This is a genomic window from Ruegeria sp. J8 (assembly GCF_056531925.1).
This window is the reverse complement of sequence record NZ_JBQFMR010000022.1, coordinates 1-22,204: the sequence shown is the minus strand read 5'-3', so window position 1 is coordinate 22,204 and position 22,204 is coordinate 1. Positions and strand designations below refer to the sequence as shown.

The following is a 22,204-nucleotide window of genomic DNA, read 5'->3' as shown; positions in this document are numbered from 1 at the left end:
CTCCATGGGCGTCGACAAATACTGGTCCCCCGTCAACCGCGTCGACAACGCATACGGAGACCGAAACCTCGTCTGCACATGCCCTCCAATGTCAGAATACGCGGAAGCGGCGGAATAAAAAGAAAACCCCCGCACAGCGGGGGAAGCACCATCCAAGGAGCACCTTTTCTGAGCTTACACAACCAGACTTGGTAAATCTGATGAAACACTACGTTGTTCAAAAAGATCAGGCGAATAGGGACGCAGTGCAGCCAATGGCAAAACGCGTTCGAAACATCGAAGTTGTTCTGCAACGCCCTGAGGATAAAGCGACCGTAGAACCGATTATGTCGTTCTACAGGGCTTTGAACAGGTTGATCGAGGCGCACACCTATGTCGTCAACCAACGCATTCTTGCTGAAGACAAAGTTGGCGAGCCCCTTTATTGGACTGGTCGCTCTGTCATCTTCTGGGGCGATCACGAGCAGACTTGGCATCCTATTGGATCAGAACGGCTTTGGGTCGCTCAGGTCTTGAACCTTGCGCCTCGGACAATGCTTGTCGGAGGGGCTGTGATGCTGTTGATGCTGGCGGGCGGTTCTGGTCGCAAGCTGGGTGCGGTCCATCCGGGTTTCCAAGCCGGTGCGGCAGAGCAAGGGTTGGAAAGCTGCGAAACATCAACCCATCTTTCTGCGACGGGGCGCCTGCATAGTGCCAATAGCCGGATCAGTTCTCTCAGGTTACTGGCCCGCTTCGTGTCGATTGATCATGGCGAACATATAGCGGATGTATTGCGCAAATATATCGGGTTGGAAGAACCGACGCGGGGGAGCGAAAGTCGGGTTGTAAATCGGCTGGTGCGTCGCTCTGGCGGGGACGAATTGGTTATTCATACGCTGAAAACTATGCTGGAGACGATTGAGGAACCGCTTAGTATTTCCGAATTGTCAAAAGTCGTTGGAATATCGACACGTCAGTTGCAGCGACGGTATCTGTGCAAAACGGGCACTAAGCTATTGGACACCTATAAAGAACTTAGATTGGAGCGGGTGCACTGTCTTTTGAGACATACCGACTTACCGTTTTCGGAAGTTGCCATTGCCACGGGGTTTTCGTCGCGGGTGGCAATGTCTCGGGCTTTCTTCAAGCACTACAGGTCAAAGCCGGAAGACAGTCGAAAGCAGCGATATTACGGTAGTTTGGATATTTGAACCTGCGGCAGAGGGTCGTTTTGCATTGAACGCCTTGCCAGTATTGTTTGCGGCTTCAAAGCAGGGAGTATTGGAATTGCGAGGCGCTGATGCTCTCTTTTCAATCCGATTGAAGATCGGTTAAGTGCTGGGTTAGCCCATAAGTCCTTTCGCGCAACATGGCGTTGGAAACGGACAGCAGATGTGACTGCATAACTTCCGCTGCGCCCTGACTGTCGCGCGCGGCAATCGTGCTGAACAATTGCTCATGCTGTTCGCCCAGACGCACCAGTGTCGAGGCGGAATATTGCGTCGCGCGCTGCCGGGTCCACTCCGATTGTTTTCGAACCGCGCGGATTGAATCGTAGACCGTCAGAAACAGCGGATTATGCGCAAGTTCCGCGATCTTGTAGTGAAATACATCGTCGGCGACCCCATAGGCCTGAGTATCAGCCGCATCCAGCGTGGCCTGCATCAGTTGCTCGAGCGTGCGCAGTTCTTTGGTAGAGGCCCGTTGCGCCGCCAGAGCCGCGAGTGCGGGTTCGATCTCTAGTCGCACTTCCATCACGTCGCGCGGCATCACTTTGGCTGCCACAGCCCGGAACGGGCTGGCACCCACTGCGGGCGGTGGTGACACAAAGGTTCCCTGACCGTGGCGGCGAAATACAGTGCCGTCTTCTTCAAGCTGATCCAGTATTCGACGCATCCGGGCGCGGGTCACGTTCAATGCCTCGGCCAGCGCCCGCTCTGGCAGCAGCTTGCCGTTCTTCAGGAAATCACCTGTTTCGATTCCCGCCCGCAAGGCTGTAGTCAGTTCGATATCTGTTGGACAATTTCCCAAAGGTCAGAACGCTCCGATCAGGTCATAGAACATGCGCAAGGACGTAAGCATCAGGAAGGCGCCAAAGGCAAGACGCAATGCACGTTGCGAGATCGTGTGAGCGATGCGTACGCCGACATGGGCAAAGCTGGTCGTCAGCGGGATGATCAGCACTGCCGCGATCAAGTTGACATAGCCAAGCGAGAAGGGCGGTAGCCCCGTCTGCCCCAGCCCTGTCGCCGCATAGATCAACGCGCCGGGCAGGCCGATGACGAAGCCGATGGCAGCTGATGTGCCGACAGCGCGGCGGATGTCATAGCCCAAAAAGTTCAGTACGGGCACGCAGACCGTGCCGCCACCGATGCCCATCATTGCCGAAATCGCCCCGGCAAATACGCCGGTTGCAGCCCAAACGCGGGGTGAAAAGCTGCGGGGCGGGCCGTCATTGCCGGGCTTGCGAAAGATCATGTCCAGCGCGACCACAGCTGCCACCGTGGCAAAAACAGCAACCAGAATATAGCCGCTGACCACACCGCCCAATATCCCGCCGATCACCACGCCGACCAGAATGGCCGGGGCCCAACGTTTCAGCAACGCCATATCCAGCGCGCCGCGCTTATAGTGCCCCCAGCTTGAGGACAAGGCAGTGAACACGATGGTAGCCAGCGATGTTCCAACCGCCACCTGCATGGTCAGCGCCGGATCACTACCTGTCAGCGACAATGCGAAATACAGGGCAGGGACGATTACGATCCCTCCGCCAACCCCCAGCAACCCGGCCAGAATACCGCCGAACACGCCAGCGGCTGCGGCAATCGCGATCAAGGTCGCCAGGGTGGAAACGTCAATCCCGCCCATGCATCACGCCGGATCAGTGGCCAGTGAACGGCTGACGCGCCCTTCGGCCTGCCGCTGGACCTCGGCCTCGGCAATCGCTGCGTCAAGGGCGGTGCGGTCGGGATTGCCCGAGAAATTCTGTTCGCTCGGCATCGCCTCGGCGAAATGCAGGTACCGCTCACTGGCGACATCATAAAGCCGTCGCAGTTCGGCCAGCGGATCAGAATGGTCGTCGCTGCGCAGATCTAGCCAAGAATGGGTCTGACCGCGATTGATGACCAAGCCGGCAGCCTGCTTGCCGCGCTTATCGCCGCCAGCACGCTCGCCCGCCTCCATCGCCGCCATCAACCGTTCGGGGAAGGGCAGCGCGCCCTCGGCCGCATACGTTTCAAAGGTCGCATCCACCACTTCGGGTCCCGCCAGCATATTACCCGCGACCGAGTGCATCTGCCCGATCCGATGCCCGGCCCAGTCAACGCAGGCCGATCCGGTATAGGCGGCGAAATTGCCATGTGCATCCATAAGATGGGCCTGCCGCGCGTCCCGGCCGGTGTCGCGGGCGACCAGATCATCCAATACCGATTGCGCTGCCTCTCCAGCCTCAAGTCGCCTTAAGCCTTCGGTGCCCCAAACCGGGTTCGAGAAAGCTTGCGAAGCGATGGCGCTACGCGGGCCAACATTGGGAACACGCGCGCCACAGGCGAAAAAGCGGCTGGCCACGATAAGGCCGATGGCGCCGGTTTCCGGGTCTTTTGCAATCAGAGAATAGGTCATGTCACCGTCCCACCGCATAAGCTTGCATCAATCGTGGCGTCGCCGCCGCGCGCAGAGTTCCGTCTTTTTCGCGCAGGGCTGCCGTAAGGCGACCCACCGTCCAAGGCTCGGCCACCGAGACTTTGTGGCCGCGTGCGCGCAGGTCCTCGATCACGGTTTCGCCGAATGTGGCCTCGATCATCATCTCGCCGGGGGCGGTGGCGCGGGGATAGAACGAGCCTTGAAAATGCATCGAGTGAAACAGCGGCGCGTCCATACATTCCTGCAATCCCAGCCCGAAATGTACGAAGCGCAGGAACCAGATCAGCTGCCATTGATCCTGCTGGTCGCCGCCGGGCGTGCCAAAGACCAGTTGCACGCCGTCTTTTTCCGCCAAGCTTGGCGTCAGCGTCGTGCGCGGCCTGCGCCCTGGTGCCAGTGAGGTCGGCAGCCCCGGTTCCAGCCAGAACATCTGCGCCCGACTGTTCAGCGGAAACCCAAGCCCGGGAATGACCGGAGAGCTTTGCAGCCATCCCCCCGAGGGTGTGGCCGCCACCATGTTGCCCCAGCGGTCGATTACGTCCAGATGCACCGTGTCGCCGCGCTTCTCGGTCAGGTGCGACATGGTCGGTTCACCCGCACTGGCGCCGGTTCTGGCCGAGAAATCTCGTTCGGCGCGAGCGATGTAGGCATCGGCCAGATGTTCAAAGCCGGGCACCCGGCCGGGGCGTTGATCCTGCGAGGCATCTGGGGTGATCAACGCGTGGCGCTCGGCGGCGTAGGCGTCGCTGAGCAGGTAATCCATCGGGATGTCGCTATGGTCGGGATCACCGTAATAGGCCTCGCGATCCGCATAGGCGAGCTTCATCGCCTCGATTACTGTATGTACGAACTCTGCCCCGTTGGGGTCCATCGACCCAAGGTCGATCCCCTTGAGGATCGCCAGCGCTTGCAACAGAACCGGACCCTGGCTCCAGGCTTGGGTCTTGTGCACGGTCCAGCCGTGATAGTCATAGGTCAGCGTGTCTTCATACGAGGCCCGCCAGTCGGCCATATCCGCGCGCGCCATCACGCCGGAATTGCGCTGGCCCGAGACATCCATCACCGAAGCCTCGGCCAGATAGTCGAAGATGCGGTCGGCAACGAACCCTTCGCGCCACGCCCGACGGGCAGCGTCGATCTGATCCGTGCGGTCGTCATGCGCGGCTTCGGCATCGGCTACAAGACGTTCATAGGTTGCGGCCAAAGCCGGGTTGGCGAAGTTACTGTGCGGTTCGGGTGCTTTGCCATCGGGCATCCATGTCTCTGCCGAACTGGGCCATTCGTCTTTGAAAAAATCGGTCAGCCCGTCAATAGTATGGGCCACGCGCGGCAAGACAGGGTGGCCGTCGCGCGCATAGTCGATGGCGGGTTGCACCACGTCCCGCAGGGGCAGTACGCTATGGTCGCGCAGCATCAGCATCCAGCCGTCGAAGGCTCCGGGGATGACCGTGGCCAACAGGCCCGAGCCGGGGATCAGGTTCAGCCCCAACCCTGTGTAATGTTCAATTGTGGCCGCGGCGGGCGCGGGGCCTTGGGCGCACAGCACTTCGGTCTTGCCGGTTTTGGCCGAGTGGAAAATTGCAGGCATGTCGCCTGCGGGACCGTTCAGATGCGGCTCGACCACTTGCAGGGTCAGCGCAGTGGCAACGGCGGCGTCAAACGCATTGCCGCCCTTTTCCAGAATGCCAAAGCCCACAGCCGAGGCGATCCAATGGGTCGAAGTGACGACGCCAAAGGTGCCTCGGATCTCGGGGCGGGTGGTGAATTCAGTCATTCCTAGTCTCCGAAATCAATGTTCGCGCGGGTCCAGCGCATCGCGCAGCCCGTCACCCAGAAGGTTGAACCCCAGCACCACCAGGAAGATTGCGACGCCTGGCCACATGGCCATCCACGGGGCCTGATTGAGGAAGTTTTTCGCCGTGTTCAGCATCGAGCCCCAGCTAGGCGCAGGTGGCTGCTGCCCAAGGCCAAGGAAGGACAATGACGCCTCGGCAATGATGGCGGTGGCGATGGTCAACGTGGCCTGCACCAGAACCGGCGGCAGCACGTTGGGGAAGATGTAACGGCTGAGGATTTTCGAGGTCGGCAAGCCGATGGCACGGGCTGAGGTCACGTAGTCCTCGGCCCGGACCGACAGCACTTGCCCACGGGTCAGGCGTATGAAGACAGGGGTCGCAGACAGGCCAATGGCAATCATCGCGTTGGTCAGGGACGGCCCCAGAAATGCCGCCAGTGCGATAGCGAGGATCAGGAAGGGCGCGGCCAAAAGGGCCTCGGTGCAGCGCGAGATGATGGCGTCGATCCAGCCGCCGAAATAGCCTGCGATAATGCCAAGCGGAACGCCCAACATCACCGCAATCCCGACCGAGACCACCCCTGCCAGCAGCGAGGCCTGCGCGCCCCAGATCATGCGGGACAATACGTCTCGGCCAATTTCATCGGTGCCGAATGGATGCGCTGCGGTGGGCGGTTTGCGCACGGCACCCCAGTCGGTGGCTGCCGGGTCGGGCACAGGCAAGATCGGGGCCAAAAGGGCAATCAGCACGAAGAACGTGACCAGAAAACCGCCCAGCATGGCGCTTTTATGCGTGCGGAATTTCTTCCAGACCCGATTTTCCGGGCGGCGCGAGAGGATGGGATCAGCTAGGGCCATGTCACGCATTCCTCAGACGGGGGTTCAGCAGCACATAGGCCACGTCAGCCAGCAGGTTCATAACGATGAACCCCACGGCTGTGACCAGCACGATGCCCTGCACCACAGCGTAATCGCGGTTGAACACTGCATCGACGACCATCTTGCCGAAGCCGGGGATGGTGAAAATCTGTTCAGTCAAGACGGCACCTGCAATCAGCTCTCCGAACAGCAGGGCGGTCAGGGTCACAATCGGGGTCAGCGCGTTGCGGAAGGCGTGTTTCAGCACCACGCGGCGTTCATACAGACCCTTGGCACGTGCAGTGCGGACATAGTCGGATTTCAGCACGCCCAGCATCGCCGATCGGGTATGTCGCATCAGCGTCGCGGCCAGCGCAGTTCCCAACACAAAGGCAGGCATCAGCATGGTGGTGATGGATTTCACCGGGTCCTCGGACAGGGGTACATAGCCTGAGGCTGGCAGCAGGTTCAGCTTTACCGAGACCAGCAGGATCAGCATGATCCCCAGCCAGAAATTCGGAATGGAAAGCCCGGACAGAGCCACGATATTGGCGATGTAGTCTGTAATAGTGCCTTTCTTGACCGCCGACAGAATGCCCGCTGGTATCCCGATCACCAGCGCAAACAGGATCGCCATGATGGCAAGCTGGATCGTAACCGGCAGCTTTTCCGCAATCAGCTCGGTCACGGGCTGATTGGTGCGCAGCGAAATGCCCAGGTCCCCCTGCAATGCATTCCCGACCCATGTCAGATATTGCACTGGAATGGGGTCGTTCAGACGATATTTCTCGCGTAGGAATTCCAGCACTTCGGGGTCACGTTCCTCGCCTGCCATGGCCAGCACAGGGTCGCCGGGCAACAGCTTTTGCAGGCTGAACACGAAGATCGAGATCAGCAGGATCGTGGGGATCGCAATCAGGATGCGACGCAGAATGAAAGACAGCATAACAGGGGCTTTCGGATAAAATACCCGCCCGGCTGGAGGACCGGGCGGGCCGTGAGTGGCTTATTTCTCCAGTTTCACGCCTTCCAACCGGATCATCCCATCCGGATAGGGGGTGAAGCCCGAGAGGCCATCATCAAGTGCCCAGATCCATGTCTGGTGATACAGGTACACGATGGGCATATCCTGAGCCAGAATGTCCCGTGCAGCGTCATAATCCGCCTTTCGCACATCAAAATCGGTCGAGGCGCGGGCGTTGTTCAGCATATCGTCCACTTTCGGGTCCGAGTAATGGCTGTCATTGATGCCGCCACCGGTGGTCATGAACTGGTGGATATTGCCATCCGGGTCCACGCGGCCCGACCACCCGATCTGGCTGGCCTGATAGTCACCGGCACTTTGATCGGCCAGCAGGGTGGCAAATTCCTTGGACGTGATCTCGATTCTGATCCCGGCTTCGGCCGCCATGGCCTGCACGACCTGCATCAGTTGTAGCGGAACGGTGGTGTTGGGAACCTGAACCTCAAGGTCGATCCCGTCGGGGAAGCCCGCCTCGGCCAGCAGGGCCTTTGCTTTTTCCACGTCACGCGCGGGCACCGGGTGATCGGCGTCATACCATGGAGACGTGGGCGGGAAGGGCTGGTTGCCCGGCGCAAACGCACCTTCGAACACAACCTGGTTGATCGCATCGCGGTCCAGCGCATAGCTGAGCGCCTGACGCAGACGTTTGTCATTGCCCCACGGGTTGTCGCCCTTGTCACCATTATTCACATTGATGGTAATGCCCTGATATCCAAGCGAAACAGCGCGTTCAACGTTGATCCCGCCATCACCTTCAGCCTGCGCGAGGTCAGTCGCGGCCAGACGTTCCAGCATGTCGATGTCACCCGATTGCAGGTTGGCCAGACGGACGGTTGTGTCCGGAATGGGCAGGAAGGTGACGCTATCGAAATGGATTTCACCCGCGTTCCAGTAGTCAGGGAACCGCTCGAGCGCGATACGATCCTGAGCGACACGTTCCTTGAACTTGAACGGGCCCGAGCAGACCGGGTTCAGACCAAAATCCGCCCCTGCCGCCTTGGCTGCTGTCGGCGACACCATCATGCCCGAGCGGTCGGCAAATTGCGCCAGCAGGGTCGCGTCGGGCGCGGCCATGTTAAAACGAACAGTATAGTCATCGACCACTTCGACACCGGTTACGGACTTCAGCTCGGACTTGCGGCGCGATTCCTCAAGGTTCTGCGACCGGTCGATATTGTCGGCCACGGCTTGTGCGTTGAACGGTGTGCCATCATGGAACACCACGCCTTCGCGCAGGGTCATGGTCAGGGCTTTGCCGTCCTCGCTCCATTCCCAGCCGGTGGCCAGTTGCGGGATCAGCTCAAGCTCAGGGGTGATGTCGACCAGCTTGTCACACATCGAAGCATAGACGATGCGACCAACGAATGTGCGCGACTGATCGGGGTCCAACACGTCGGCGTCGGATTGCAGGGCGATGCGCAGGTCGGCGGCCTGCGCGCTCAGCGCGGTTGCGCCGAGCAGTCCGGCCAACAGACCTGTTTTCAAGACATTCATGATGTTTCCTCTCTGTTTTCGGCAGAAGCCGGGGGCGTTTGGACAGCCGCGCGATAGAGCGCGAACCGCTCTTCTGCTCCGGCGCTGCGGCGTCGGGGCGGGGCCGGTTTTCCGGCCTCTGGTATGGTTTTCCAATGATGGCAGGCGACGTGATGGCCCCTGCCTGCGTCCTCCAGAACTGGGGGTGTCGTCCGGCAATTGTCCTGCGCAAAGGGGCAGCGGGTATGAAACCGGCACCCTGCCGGTGGCGCAGACGGACTGGGTGTTTCCCCGTTCAGCGCCATGTGATCACGTTCACGCCCTGGCTCGGGTTCCGGGATCGCGGATAGCAGTGCGTGCGTATAGGGGTGGCGCGGTTCCTCGAACACCTGATCGGCGGGGCCGGTTTCAACTACCTGCCCCAAATACATCACAGCGATGCGGTCGCTCATATGCCGGATAACGGCCAGATCATGAGCGATAATGACCAGCGTTAGATCCAGATCCTCTTTTAGATCGTTCAGCAGATTTACCACCTGCGCCTGTACCGACACATCCAAAGCCGAGACCGGTTCATCCCCGATCAGCAGCCGGGGACCCGAGGCCAGCGCACGGGCAATTCCGATCCGCTGGCGCTGGCCACCCGAGAATTCGTGCGGATAGCGGTTGGCGTGATCTGGAAGTAACCCGACCTGCGCCAATAGCGCGGCAACCTTTTGGCGACGCGCGCCCTCATCAAGCTCGGGCGCGTGCACTTCTAACGGTTCGCCGACCAATTTGCCCACCGTCATTCGGGGGTTCAGGGACGAGAACGGGTCCTGAAACACGAATTGCATCTGTTGGCGCAGCGGGGCCATGTCACGGCGGGGCAGGTCCTGAACCTCTTGCCCGTCAAACAGAACCTGACCCGAGGTTGGCCGATCCAGCCGCATCAACAGCCGCGCAAGCGTTGACTTACCGCAACCGGATTCTCCGACGATGGCAAAGGTTTCGCCCTTATGCACCGACAGAGAAACACCATCGACCGCGCGCACTTTGGTTTTGCGCTCGAACAGGCCGGTGCCCAGTGTGAAATGACGGGTGAGGTTTCGTGCCTCAAGGATTACATCGCGCATCTGACCCCCTTGAGCTGCTCCAGCGGGGCATAGTGGCAAGCCACTGCGTGGTTTTCCCCGACATCAGACAGCACTGGACGATCGGCGCAATCCTCGGTCGCAAAGGGGCAGCGCGTGCGAAAGCGGCAACCCTGCGGCATGTCCGCCAGCGCAGGCACGGTGCCGGGCACAGTGATCAACCTGTCGCGAGATCCGCTCATGCGCGGGACCGAGCTCATGAGGCCAATGGTGTAGGGGTGTTGCGGATCATCGAACACTGCATCCACCGGGCCGCTTTCGACGATCTGTCCGCCATACATCACCGCCACATTCGTTGCGATTTCAGCGACAACGCCCAGATCATGGGTAATGAACACCGCGCCCATTCCTGTTTCAGCCTGAAGTTCCCGGATCAGGTCAAGGATCTGGGCCTGAATGGTGACGTCCAGGGCCGTGGTCGGCTCATCCGCGATCAGCAGCGAGGGATTGTTGATCAGCGCCATCGCGATCATCACCCGCTGCCGCATTCCACCTGAAAGCTGGTGGGGATATTCGTTCAACCGCTGTTCCGGGGCCGGAATGCCAACGCGCCGCAGCATGGTCAGTGCGCTTTCATCGGCCTCTGCACGTGTGCAGTTGCGGTGATGCAGGACCGCCTCGGTGATTTGATCTCCGATCTTGAACGCGGGGTTGAGCGAGGTCATCGGCTCTTGAAAGATCATCGCCATCCGGTCGCCCCGCGTAGCGGCGTCCAGTTGCTGCGTCCGCAGGTCGTATCTGCGGCCTTCGAATTCTAATTCACCCGAAGGGATTTCGATCACATCGAGCGGCAACAACCCCATCAGCGCCATGGCGGTCACCGATTTCCCGCAGCCGGATTCGCCCACGATACACAGTGTATCGCCTGCTGAGACGGTCAGGTTCAATCCGTCTACGGCGGTGGCAGTTTGGCCACGAAAAGACAGGCTGAAGTCCGAAAGCTTCAGGATGGCATCTCTTTTTTCAGGCTCAATATTGGGTTTTGAGCTGGGCACGAGTGAAACCTTTATAGCAACCTATACGCAATTGGTTGCATTGCGGCAAAATGTTTGTCAACGGATGATTGAGGTTTTTTGATCGTGCAATGGTTGTTTTGAGGAAACTGCCCGATTTGTAGGCATCGCTTTTTGGCGCGGTCTTGAACACCTTAGTACAGCAACTGAGTTGGTGATTTTGGCTACTGCTTTGAACATACGGCCGAAATGTTCTTTCTCTGCGACGTGCAGGTGCACATGCCTAGGAAGCAAGCGGATAAGCGTCGAGCTGAGGGTCGAATGGATTCCAAATTCGTCACCAAAACCCGATTGAAACATTTCAAAATATCTTGAAACGTTTTAAATGGTGATTCTCGCAAGGTGGAAAAAATGAAAAACCCGACGATTGTTGACATAGCGAAACGTGCTTCGGTTTCGGTCGGGACCGCATCGAACGTGATGAACCGGCGTCCTGTGGTTTCGAAAGCGCTTGTCGAAAGGGTCGAAGCCGCAGCAGCCGAGCTTGGCTACAACCGCAATACGTTGGCCGCCAGCCTGCGCAGCAGCAGAACCGGGGTTATCGCATTGGTTGTGCCCAATATCGAAAACGCATTTTTCTCGGAAGTATTGCAAGAAATCGAGAACCTTGCGCTGGATAGCGAGAAAAGCGTCATGTTTATGACGACAGGCGAGGACGAGGCGCGAACGCGCCGACACTTGCAAGCAATTATTTCCCGGCGTGTGGATGGGCTGATCATTGTGCCTGCCTTCGACTACCAGCCCGCTTTGGCGGAACTTGAGCGATACGGTATTCCGATCGTTGTTGCCGATAGGATTTCACAAAAAAACCCATTTCCCTCAGTCTCTGTCGATCACAAGGCAGCCGGCGAAATGGCAGGCCGGCATCTATTGGAGATTGGCGCACGCGATGTCGTGTATTTTGGGCACAGCCGTCCCGATTACTGGATTCTGAAACAGCGAGAAGATGGGTTTAGTGCCGCTCTGGCCAACCAGCCTGAGCAGGTATCGGTCAGGTCGTTCAGCCTGTCTTTGGACGTTTTTGTAGGCAAAGAACAGGCGCTGACAGCATTGAAGGCCCTGGATAAGCCACCGCAGGCGATTTTTGCGGCCTCGAATCTTGCGTCGAAAAGTGTATTGCCTGCGCTTCAGGCCAAAGGGTGGTCCATTCCGGGTGATACACGCTTTTTGGCGATGGATGACTTCGAGGCGCTGACCATGATGCAGCCGGGCATCTCTGTGATCAGCCAGCCTTCGGCCCAGATCGCCAGTCAGGCCTGGCAGAAGCTGATGCATTTGATTGATGGGGAAGAGGCGGGCGAAAACGCTCTGTTGCAGCCAGAGTTGATTGTTCGTGGTTCAACACCCGTCATAGCCGCAAGTGCGTGACAATGGCCGCGGGGGTAAAGACATGACCCAATCAGGCTCGACCCTGGCTGAGAACATCTTTGCCGACGGGATGCCTCGGAAACGCTTCGGCTTTGTGGATTGCGCTGCAGCCGAAGCACAAGCGGCGGCGCTGTTGGGACCATTGGGATTTACGGGCGATCCGCGCACACCGATGGCGCGGTTGAGCACCGGTGACAGGCAACGAGTTGAGATCGCACGCGCCCTTCATTGTAACCCGCGTGTGCTGATATTTGACGAAGCCACCACTTCGCTGTCGCGCAGCGAACGCGAACGCCTGTTCAACGTGGTTAAGTCGATCCGCAACGGCCGAAAAGACAGGGCGAAGACCATGGCAATTCAATGCCGTCGGGCAAAAAAAACTGGTACGATGTTTACTTGAAGGAAAATGAAGATGGATAAACGGCGGGTGGGTCGGACTGACCTCGTAGTTGATGTTTTGGGCCTCGGTGGCGCTCCACTGGGTGGAAATTTTGTGGACCTTGGCTATGGTCAGGCTGCCGAATTGATCCAGGCCGCGAAGGATGCTGGGATCGGGTTTTTTGACACAGCGCCGTGGTATGGTTTTGGTCGGTCCGAGCGGGTCATGGGGGATTTGCTGCGCGGCACTGACTACGTCCTGTCTAACAAGGTCGGGCGTCTTCTGGTTCCCGGAAGCGTCGAAAATCCGATGGATTTTGGAATGATCGACCCGCTGCCGTTCCACGTCATCTATGATTACAGCTACGATGGGGTCATGCGCAGTTTCGAAGACAGTCTCCAACGTCTCGGACTGGACCGCATAGATATTCTTTTGGCTCATGATATCGGAGTATTCACCCACGGCGATGAGAACACGCGCCATTTCAAAGATTTGGCTGAGGGTGGGTACCGTGCAATGGACGAGCTGCGTCGCGCGGGCAAGGTTAAGGCAATCGGACTAGGTGTGAACGAAAATCAAGTCTGCATGGATGCACTGGGCATCGGCAACTGGGATGTTTTCCTATTGGCCGGTCGTTACACTTTGCTGGAACAGACGCCATTATCGACGTTGTTCCCCGCCTGCGCCGAGGCCGGGACATCAATAATCTGCGGTGGCCCGTTCAACTCGGGCATTCTTGTCGGAAGAGAGATGTGGAACTACGCCAAAGCGCCCGAGGATGTGGTCGCCAAAGCAAGAGCTTTGCAAGAGGTTGCTGATGAATTTGCGGTGCCTCTGGCTGCTGCAGCCCTGCAATTTCCCCTTGGTCACGACATAGTCACGTCAGTGATCCCAGGGCCGCGGGACAAGTCAGAACTGGAACAGATCATTGAATGGTTCAACGCGGACATTCCAAACGATTTCTGGCTTACGCTGAAATCGAAAGGTCTGCTGGATGATCAAGCGCCGGTTTCACAGTCTTAACCACGCTTTGACGACGCTGCGAATGTTGCCACCACGGCTGCACCCATCGTCAAAGCGCATGGATGTCAAAGGGTTCTGAAAAGCCTTTGATTGTGGTGTTGCCGTAGGTTTCCAGCACGGGTGTCCCGTTCAAAAGATCGCAGGTTTCCTGATCAACCAATATCCGACTGCCAGTCTTCTGGGTCTCCGATTCAAGGCGCGCGGCGAGGTTTACGGTTGACCCGATACATGTGTAAGTCGCGCGATTGTCTGTTCCGGCATAGCCAGCGACAACTTCGCCGGTCGCAATCCCTACACCGATTTTCAGGTCGCTTTTCCCTTCGGCCTGCCGTTCGAGATTGAGAACCTCGATCATACTGTGCATTTCCTGCCCAGCGGTCACCGCACTTTGGGCCGAGTTCGGCAACGGTTGCGGCACCCCGAATAAGGCCATCAAACCGTCGCCCAACATCAGGCTGACAATCCCGCCATTGCTGGACACGGCTTCGAACATCAAAGTGTAGAAGGTGTTGAGCAGATCAATCGTTTCTTCAGGGGCCAGATCTTCCGACAATGTCGTAAAGCTGCGAATATCGCAGAACAACACAGATGCATTCGCGCGTTTTCCGCCGATGGCAAAACCGGATTCCTGCAAATCCTGCGCTACTTCGGTTGTGGCAAACCGTTCAAGCAGGCGTTTTTGTTCGTCGCGCAGCCTTTTCTTTTCAAGCCCGCTGGACACCCGCGCCCCAAGCAGGGTCTTGTTGACCGGTTTGGGCAGGTAGTCTTCCGCGCCCAGTTCGATACAGCGCACGACATTGTCCAAACCTTCGACCGATGACGTCACAATCACGGGCAGATCGCGTAGTTCGGTACTTGATTTGATCGCCTCTAGAACCTGAAACCCATCCATTTCAGGCATTTCGATGTCCAATAACACCAGGTCAAAAGATTGACGGGACAGCATCTCCATGGCGACCCGGCCGTTTTCCGCAACTGAGGCGTGATGACCCAAAAGCTCGACATTGCGGGACAACAAAAGCCGATTGACCTTGTTGTCGTCGACGATCAGCAACTGGCCGGGGGTTTCAATCATCAATCAGGCTCCGAAGGGCTGTGCCCGCCTTGGTTAGAGCGGCCTCCAATTGTGTCGCATCGGACAGATCATCGGCTGCGGGAAGCGCCCCGAGTTCGATCTGCTTTGCCAGCTCTGCCAGTGCCGCTGCGCCAAAAGTATGCGCATTGGACTTGATCGAATGGGCCGCGCGGCGATAGCCGTCTGCGTCTGATGCCGCAAGGGCGGCTTTCAGGTCGCCGATCATTCCGGGGGCTTCCTCAAGGAACGTATTTACAAGTTCGGCCGCAAAATCCTCTCCTGTGGCGTCTTTCAGCTCTGTGAATATCTGGTGGTCTAGAATCGGTTTGTCTGACATGGATCACCTTTTCGAGCTGGGAACATTTAGCAGTGCTTCGACCAGAACCGGGACGCGGATGGGTTTGGTGATGTAGTCGTCCATTCCGGCGTCCAAACACATCTCGCGGTCGCCCTGCATGGCGTTTGCGGTCATGGCGATGATGCGCGGGCGGCTCTTGTCGGGAAAGCCCTGAATGATACGGCGCGAGGCTTCCAGCCCGTCCATCTCGGGCATTTGGACATCCATGAGAACCACGTCGTAGGTCTGCCTGATCACACTGTCGACCGCCTCGACCCCGTTGCTGGCCAAATCAGCGCGGTATCCCATCTGTTCAAGCAGGCGGAGCGCCAGCTTCTGGTTTACCAGATTGTCCTCGGCCAACAGGATGCGCAGCGGATGCCGTTTTGCCATATCCGGGTCGGATTGCGGTTTGTTCGAGGATTTCGCGGGTATCTTGCGTGTCTGTTCTGTTGCAAACAGCGTGACCAACGTGTCGAACAGATGGGATTGACGCAATGGTTTGGACAGGTTCGCGGTAAACAACCCGTCTTCGATATCCATGTCGCGCGGGCCAAGAGAGCTGAACAGGATCAAAGGCAGATCGGGTTGTGACTTGCGTATCTTTTGGGCCAGTTCTTCGCCGTCCATCTCCGGCATATGCATGTCCAAGATTGCCAGATCAAACTGATCCTCGGTTGCCATCAGTTTCAGGGCCTCTGACGGGCTGCTGGACACTGTCGTGCGGGCACCCCATTTTTCGGTTTGCAAGAACAGAATTTTGCGGTTGGTGGCATTGTCATCCACCATCAGAATGCGCTTACCTTCAAGTTCGGGCTGGATACCGACCAGATTGCGCGCTGATGATTTCACCGGCTTTGCAGGCTTGGCCCGGATCGTGAAGACAAAGGTCGACCCATGCCCTTCGCCTTTGCTTTCCGCTTGCATGGTGCCGCCCATAAGCTCGGCCAGTCGTTTGGAGATTGCAAGACCAAGACCCGTACCGCCGTATTTCCGGGTCGTCGAACTGTCGGCCTGACTAAAAGACTGAAACAGGCGGCTCATACCTTTTTCAGACAGTCCTATGCCCGTGTCCCTTACCCTGAACGTGAGCTCGATATCGTCCTGCGTGATGGCAGAGCGTTCAACGGACAAAACCACCTCGCCACGTTCCGTAAACTTCACGGCGTTGGACAATAGGTTCAACAATATTTGCCTGAGACGGGTCAGGTCCGTGCTGATCGCTGGTGGTAACTGATCGTCAAATTCATACGCCAGATCCAACTGCTTTTCGGCTGCTTTGCCACTGATCAAGTCCAGTGCACTTTCGATACATTCCCGAAGGTCGAACGGATGGGCTTCGATATCCATCTGTCCCGCTTCGATTTTCGAGAAATCGAGGATTTCGTTGATGATCCCTAGCAACGCGTCACCGCTGTCGCGGATCGTATTGGCATAATCCCATTGCTCGGTATCCAATTCGGTGTCCATCAACAGCCCGCTCATGCCGATGACCGCGTTCATCGGTGTTCGAATTTCGTGGGACATCGTTGCCAGAAAAGCGCTTTTGGCTTCATTTGCCTCTTCTGCAGCCTTCCGGGATTCTTCGGCCTCACGGAACAGGCGCACATTTTCAAGCGCGATGATCGCCTGATCGGCGAAGGATTCAGCGATGGCAACTTCGTCGTCCCGAAAGGCGCGGGACGATTTGCGAATAAAGACCAGATTGCCGAAACAATCCTTGCCGCGCATCAGCGGCACCATGAAAAAGGCTTTGAACCCCTGTTGCTGCACAATCTTAGTGTCACGAGGGGACAATTCACCAAACCGGGATTCGTCAAAAAGAAGAGTTTCGCCGCTTTGGATGGCACGCGAGGGCAGGTTATCCTCGGGGTCAATTGGGAGACGCTCGGTCCAAGTGATTTCTTCAAGACCTTTGGGGGTTGCGGCTGCGACCTGCCAGTAGTGAGTTTTGTCCGCCTGCATGGCGATCGACAAGTCGCAATCTATCAAAGAGGTTGCCAGCGTTACGATTTTCTCGAAAACCGGTTTGGTGTCGGTGGGCGATTCAGAAATGACCCGCAGCACGTCCGCGCTGGCGGTTTGACGTGCAAGGGCGGTCTGCGTATCGTTGAAAAGTTGCGAATTCTGAATTGCGATAATCGCCTGTGACGCGAAAGTTTCCATTTGTTTGATTTGCTTTTGGTCAAAGGCGGCGGGCTTGCGGCTTCCCATGCTGATAACACCTATTGTGACGCCATCACGTATCAGAGGGACAGACAGAACGGATCGGTACCCTTCAAGATGCGAGATGAGAACCGGGTCGTAATTTGCGTCGGCTTGAGTGTCTTCCACATAGTCGGCGCGCCCATGCAACAGGGCGCGCGCAGTGGCTGATTTTGAGCCAGGCTCGAACGGGTGCGCTTTCAGAAATTCAGCGAAAGAGGCTGAAACATTGTGCCCGGCGAAGTAGTGGAATTTACCGTCTTCGGGCTTTTTCAGCGCCACGAATGCATCCTGAAGGCGGCAGATGCGGGAGGAAACTGCCAACAACGATTGCAAAACCGGTTCCAGATCGTCGGGGGACCGGGAAATAACCTCCAGTACTTCACTGGAGGCTTTTTGATATTCCAGCGACTCTTCAACCTCGGCAGTGCGGGCCTGCACCTCTTCGAAAAGCCGGGTGTTGTTGATAGCGATCAGAGCCTGTGCGGCGAAGGTTTCCAACAGGTTTATCTGCTTTTCATTGAAGGCCCCGACCTGCCTGTGCGCCATGACGATAACGCCAAGTGTCAGTCCGTCCTTGACCAACGGAACCCCCAACGTGGTCAGATAATCGCCAATCTGCGCCGCCTCCTTCCAAGTGTATGATGGGTCGTTGCGCGTATCTTCGATGTAAACCGTCTTGCCATGCAATGCTGTGCGCCCGATGCACGAGCCTTCTTCGGGCGCGATGGGGTTTTCCGAAAGAAACGCAAGAAAGGCGTCACTGACATTTCGGGACATGACCACGCGGTACAGCCCGTCCTCTGGGTCCCGCATGGCAAAATACGCGTATTCCGGGTCGCAAATCCGCGATGACACCTCCAAAATCGCGTCTAGAACCGGCGGCAAATCGTTGGGTGAGCGTGAAATGACATCCAGAACTTCGGAGGTTGCGGTCTGGTATTCCAGCGATAGCTCGACTTCGGCGGTGCGTTCTTTGACTTCGCGGAACAGGTTGGCATTGGTGATGGCAATCGTGGCCTGATCGGCGAAGGTTTCCAGCAGCTTGATCTGTTTTTCGGAAAATCCATCCACCTCGCGCGAACCCACTGAAATCACACCCACAACTGCGCCGCTTTTTACCAATGGGACGCCCAGTACCGAACGATATTCACCAACGCCGCTTTCCTCCATCCAAGTGTAGGTTGGATCGGCCTGAACATCTTCGATGTAGATTGTGCGTTTCGACAGGATGGCACGCCCGGTGACACCACTGTCATTTGGGGAAATAGGGTGAGCCGATACATAGTCCGCGAAAGTGGTATCCTTGGTCCGTATCGCGTGAATATGAAAAAGCTGATCGTCGGGGTTCAGCATCGCCACATAGGCGTCTTGCAATTCGCAGATACGCGATGCTTCCTCCAGAATGGCGTCCAAGACCGGGGACAATTCGTTTGGCGAGGCCGAGATGACCCGAAGCACTTCCGAAGTTGAAGTCTGGTATTCCAACGCCTGAGTGACCTCTGCCGTGCGATCCTGCACCTCGCGGAACTGGCGCACATTTTCCATCGCAATGACGGCTTGCGCCGCAAAGGTCTGAACCAACGCGACGTCGTCGTCTGAAAAAGGCGCAACTTCGCGCCGATAGAGGACAATCACCCCTAGCCCGACGCCGTTCTTCATCAGCGGGACCGCAAGAACCGAACGGGCACCCTCGATTTCGACCATCTGTACCCGACGAGGGTCGCGATCCTTGTAGTAAAGCGGGTCCGAGGCGATATCGTCCTGGCGGATTACCTTGCCGTCGATCATTGGACGGATCGCAATCAGTTCGGTTCGTGTCAGAGGTTCGACAAAGTGTTTCAGGGCGTTGTCAAAATCCTCGGTCGCGCCGATGTTGGCCGGGATCGTCGCAAGCTGTTGGTCCTGATCGGCCACGCATAGAAAGGCCAGCGGTGCTTTGCACAAGCGGCTGGAATTTTCGAGGATGCTGCGGAAAACAGGGTTGTCGTCGTCGCGGCTGCGGCTGATAACTTCCAAGATTTCGCGGGATGCTTCCTCTCGCTCGAGCCGTTCCTGCACTTCACGAAACTGGCGAGTGTTTTCGATGGCGATCACCGCATGTTTGGCGAATTCTTCGATGAATTGCACATCCGAGTCAGAAAACGGGCGCACTTCACGGCGACTGACCGCAATTGCTCCGATCGCCTGATCCCCCTGCATCAGCGGAACCGCAACGCGCGACCTGATCCCTTCAACGTCGACCATCTCGACGGCGGTCGGATTGCCCGTGCGGTAGTAGTCGGTATCGGCAATATCGTCGATGCATACGACTTTGCCGGATCGAATTGCGGTTGCAGCTGTAACAGAGCCGTCAAGCGGCCATTCCTGCCCAAGTTCAACCTCGGTTTGTTCATGACCCCATGCCGCCGCCAGACGCGCATGTGTTCGGCCTGAATTCACAAGAACAAGCGCCGCCTGATCGGCACCGCACACCTCGGTGGCTTGCTGCAAGACCGTTTCAAAAACGCGTGCATCGTCATCCCGGCTCTTGCTGATGACACTTAACACTTTCTGTGTCGCAGTTTGCCGTTCAAGCTGTGTGTGCAGTTCGGTCAGTTGGCGTGTGTTGTCGATAGCGATGACGGCTTGGGCCGCGAAACCCTCAACCAACGAGATCTCGTCCGGGATAAAGGGGCGCACTTCGCGTCGGTAAATACCGATGACGCCTACGGGCGCGCCATCGGCTGACATCAGCGGCACCGTCAGAAACGATCGGACACCTTCTTCATCCACAAGCTGGCGCCGCCAGGGATCGCCATTGATGTAGTGGTCGGTCAGCCGCAGATCGACATTGTGAATAACCCGCGCTTCGCGGACGGATTGCGCGATTTGCAGATTGGAATCCAAAGACCAGCGATCAACACCGACCTGATAGGTTGCCAACTGATCCCCGAAATGAGCGGCGTATTCCAGGTAGGTTCCCGCCTTGTTCAGAAGGCTCAATGTCGCCACGTCCGTTTCACATAGTCGGGCCGTGTTTTCGAGGATGGTCTGGAAAACGGGTGCCTCGTCATCCCTGGACTGGCTTATGACCTCAAGAACCTCGCGCGCGGCCCCCTCGCGTGCCAAACGGGTCTGCAACTCGCGAAATTGGCGGACGTTTTCGATTGCGACTACCGCCTGCGTCGCAAAGGTTTCGATCAGTTCGACCTGATCGTCGGAATAGGCGCGCACCTCATCGCGGGCCAGCATCAGGCATCCGATCGCCGCACCATCCAGTTTGAGCGGAACAAGCAATATGCTGCGGCACCCATGGGTGTCGACAACAAGCTTGAAGCGTGCGTCACCCGCTTTGTGAAAATCGGTGTCGCCCATGTCCAGAACATGTTGTGTTTGACCGCTGAGGATGGTGTCGGCGACAAGAGAATTGCCAGGCTCCATCGTGTATTTGCCGTCCAGCCAGAGCTGCTGGATGTCCGGGTGCAGATTGACGCTGGCAACCAGTCGTTGGAGGGCGTCTTCTTTGCGCCCCAGAACCAGACCGGCGAAAACAGCATCGCACAGGTCCTTCGCCAGCGTCACGATCAGATCGCAGACGGGCTGCACATCTTCCTTAGCTTCCGAGATCGCCCGCATAACCTGCGCGGTCGCCTCGAACCGTGCTTGCTGGTCATCTACGCCGAGCATCGCATTTTGCCCAGACCGCGATACTGAATTCTCGGCTGTCCCTGATGTCCTTTTCTTACCCACCTGTGCTTAAGCTCCCAGGCAAACCAATGAAGTACACTAAGCCGGATTTTAGAGAGCGTAGGCTAGAAGTCACTGAGTTTCTTTGCCCATTGCGCCAATGGCAACTTTGGACCTGAGTTGATTGGGCCCAGACGCCTGTTTGGAAAGGAATGAAACCTCTGGTCCAGCTTGGCCGCTGGTCAGGTTTGCAGCGGATACGCTTGTTGGTGTTATGGCCTCTAAGGTCTCATTCGTTTTGGCAAAGCTTCCTGCCCCTGCGCAGCAGAGTCCAACCACCAAGCGTTATGACGAGAAAGGTACTTTGAACAAGCCTCGCGACTAGCTTAGGACATGTTCAATACCATTTCGCTGAGCGTTCCCGTCCGACGGATCAGGTCGATCTGCAGTTTGCCGGGTCTGGCCGCCTCGGCTGGGGTCGGCAGCGCTGGTCAACAGGCCCTACTTGATCAGGATCGCATGCAGGCCCGAGTTCAGGTCACCCGTCTTGACCTCATGGCCCGTGGCGGTCAGCGCCTCTACGAATTCAGCCGCTTCGGTTTCCTGTTCCACATCCATGCCGGAGCCGTTGCGATGCACGAAGCGGCTAGTCTCGATCGCGTCCTGCGGGTTCATGTCCCAGTCAAGGATCGCGATGATGGTCATATCCACATTGTTGATGATGTGGCTGCCACCGGGCGAGCCGATACGTAGGTAAAGCTTGCCATCTTTCATCACGATGTTCGACTTGAACAAAGAGGACCAATATTTTTTGCCGTACAGGATATCGGTCACTTCCATCAGGCGCAAAATGTCCGGCGCTTTTTTGGCGCGCGTCAAAGGTGATCAGCGTCTCCGATTCGGCGTTCCAATACAGCACGCACGCACCGCCACCAATGCCGGACAATTGCGGCTCGACCAGGTCTGGCATCAGCTGAACGGCGATCATCGCGTCTGAGGGCATTGCCGCCTGCGGCCAGCACAGCACCGGTTATCAGAAACGTTTGCATCATCAGGTGCTCTCCCGGGCGATGATTGACGGTTGATTTCTTGTACTGTGCTTGGGGTGTTTCTGTTTGATCTAGCCAGCCGCAGAGGCCGAGCGCACGACGTAGACTGAGACTTCTGAGTGTCTGACGACGCGTGCTGCGTTTGGGCCGAGGAGGTAGTCTTTGAGGTCGGGCCGGTGTGC

17 protein-coding genes and 2 pseudogenes are annotated in these 22,204 nt (G+C 57.5%); 4 read left to right on the top strand and 15 right to left on the bottom strand.

Annotated elements, in window-relative coordinates; all coding sequences use genetic code 11:
• Positions 1–200: 200 nt before the first annotated feature.
• The gene (locus ACR0L1_RS23380) at positions 201–1,190 is read left to right on the top strand and encodes a helix-turn-helix domain-containing protein (RefSeq protein WP_480861050.1); all 990 of its coding nucleotides are present in this window, start codon (positions 201–203) and stop codon (positions 1,188–1,190) included.
• Positions 1,191–1,290: 100 nt separating this feature from the next.
• Here ACR0L1_RS23380 and ACR0L1_RS23375 read toward each other — a convergent pair whose 3' ends face one another.
• From ACR0L1_RS23375 to ACR0L1_RS23335, 9 genes are read right to left on the bottom strand one after another with little or no spacing between them, the layout of a single operon-like run.
• On the bottom strand, positions 1,291–2,010 hold the full coding sequence (locus ACR0L1_RS23375; protein ID WP_480861048.1) for a FadR/GntR family transcriptional regulator: 720 nt from the start codon (positions 2,008–2,010) through the stop codon (positions 1,291–1,293).
• 3 nt (positions 2,011–2,013) lie between these two features.
• Positions 2,014–2,847: a sulfite exporter TauE/SafE family protein gene (locus ACR0L1_RS23370; protein ID WP_170775750.1), complete on the bottom strand. Its 834-nt coding sequence runs from the start codon at positions 2,845–2,847 to the stop codon at positions 2,014–2,016.
• 3 nt (positions 2,848–2,850) lie between these two features.
• Positions 2,851–3,600: a DUF1028 domain-containing protein gene (locus tag ACR0L1_RS23365; protein WP_480861046.1), complete on the bottom strand. Its 750-nt coding sequence runs from the start codon at positions 3,598–3,600 to the stop codon at positions 2,851–2,853.
• A 1-nt stretch (position 3,601) separates the two neighbouring features.
• Entirely contained in the window at positions 3,602–5,395 is a 1,794-nt protein-coding gene (locus ACR0L1_RS23360; protein ID WP_480861044.1) for a gamma-glutamyltransferase family protein, read from the bottom strand.
• Between the two features lie 15 nt (positions 5,396–5,410).
• Positions 5,411–6,274 (bottom strand): ABC transporter permease, encoded by an 864-nt coding sequence (locus ACR0L1_RS23355; RefSeq protein WP_480861042.1) that lies wholly within the window; start codon positions 6,272–6,274, stop codon positions 5,411–5,413.
• A 1-nt stretch (position 6,275) separates the two neighbouring features.
• Positions 6,276–7,220, bottom strand: a complete 945-nt coding sequence (locus ACR0L1_RS23350) for an ABC transporter permease (protein WP_170356484.1) — start codon at positions 7,218–7,220, stop codon at positions 6,276–6,278.
• 60 nt (positions 7,221–7,280) lie between these two features.
• Positions 7,281–8,792 carry an ABC transporter substrate-binding protein gene (locus ACR0L1_RS23345; RefSeq protein ID WP_480861040.1) on the bottom strand — a complete coding sequence of 504 codons (1,512 nt, stop codon included), beginning with the start codon at positions 8,790–8,792 and terminating at the stop codon, positions 7,281–7,283.
• Positions 8,789–9,886 (bottom strand): ABC transporter ATP-binding protein, encoded by a 1,098-nt coding sequence (locus tag ACR0L1_RS23340; RefSeq protein WP_480861038.1) that lies wholly within the window; start codon positions 9,884–9,886, stop codon positions 8,789–8,791. The genes ACR0L1_RS23345 and ACR0L1_RS23340 overlap by 4 nt, the downstream gene beginning before the upstream one ends.
• Positions 9,874–10,899, bottom strand: coding sequence for an ABC transporter ATP-binding protein (locus ACR0L1_RS23335; RefSeq protein WP_331252155.1), 1,026 nt, complete (start codon positions 10,897–10,899; stop codon positions 9,874–9,876). The genes ACR0L1_RS23340 and ACR0L1_RS23335 overlap by 13 nt, the downstream gene beginning before the upstream one ends.
• A 369-nt stretch (positions 10,900–11,268) precedes the next feature.
• Between ACR0L1_RS23335 and ACR0L1_RS23330 the strand changes: the two genes are divergently transcribed.
• From ACR0L1_RS23330 to ACR0L1_RS23320, 3 genes are read left to right on the top strand one after another with little or no spacing between them, the layout of a single operon-like run.
• Positions 11,269–12,285: a LacI family DNA-binding transcriptional regulator gene (locus ACR0L1_RS23330; protein WP_170791749.1), complete on the top strand. Its 1,017-nt coding sequence runs from the start codon at positions 11,269–11,271 to the stop codon at positions 12,283–12,285.
• A gap of 22 nt (positions 12,286–12,307) precedes the next feature.
• On the top strand, positions 12,308–12,685 hold the full coding sequence (locus ACR0L1_RS23325; RefSeq protein WP_480506102.1) for an ATP-binding cassette domain-containing protein: 378 nt from the start codon (positions 12,308–12,310) through the stop codon (positions 12,683–12,685).
• A gap of 12 nt (positions 12,686–12,697) precedes the next feature.
• Positions 12,698–13,687, top strand: coding sequence for an aldo/keto reductase (locus tag ACR0L1_RS23320; protein WP_480506100.1), 990 nt, complete (start codon positions 12,698–12,700; stop codon positions 13,685–13,687).
• A gap of 49 nt (positions 13,688–13,736) precedes the next feature.
• On the opposite strand, the gene ACR0L1_RS23315 is transcribed toward ACR0L1_RS23320, so the two are convergent.
• From ACR0L1_RS23315 to ACR0L1_RS23290, 6 genes and pseudogenes are all read right to left on the bottom strand, one after another.
• A complete protein-coding gene (locus ACR0L1_RS23315; protein ID WP_480506098.1) occupies positions 13,737–14,762 on the bottom strand; it encodes an adenylate/guanylate cyclase domain-containing protein in 1,026 nt (341 codons plus the stop codon).
• Positions 14,755–15,099 carry an Hpt domain-containing protein gene (locus ACR0L1_RS23310; RefSeq protein ID WP_480506096.1) on the bottom strand — a complete coding sequence of 115 codons (345 nt, stop codon included), beginning with the start codon at positions 15,097–15,099 and terminating at the stop codon, positions 14,755–14,757. Before ACR0L1_RS23310 ends, ACR0L1_RS23315 begins: the two co-directional genes overlap by 8 nt.
• A 3-nt stretch (positions 15,100–15,102) precedes the next feature.
• Positions 15,103–20,973: a GAF domain-containing protein gene (locus ACR0L1_RS23305; RefSeq protein WP_480861035.1), complete on the bottom strand. Its 5,871-nt coding sequence runs from the start codon at positions 20,971–20,973 to the stop codon at positions 15,103–15,105.
• 501 nt (positions 20,974–21,474) lie between these two features.
• Complete coding sequence (locus tag ACR0L1_RS23300; RefSeq protein ID WP_480506092.1) at positions 21,475–21,852, bottom strand: gamma-glutamyltransferase; 378 nt, start codon at positions 21,850–21,852, stop codon at positions 21,475–21,477.
• A 19-nt stretch (positions 21,853–21,871) separates the two neighbouring features.
• Positions 21,872–21,943, bottom strand: a pseudogene (locus tag ACR0L1_RS23295) (hypothetical protein); the annotation flags it as partial.
• A 150-nt stretch (positions 21,944–22,093) separates the two neighbouring features.
• Positions 22,094–22,204, bottom strand: a pseudogene (locus tag ACR0L1_RS23290) (universal stress protein); the annotation flags it as partial.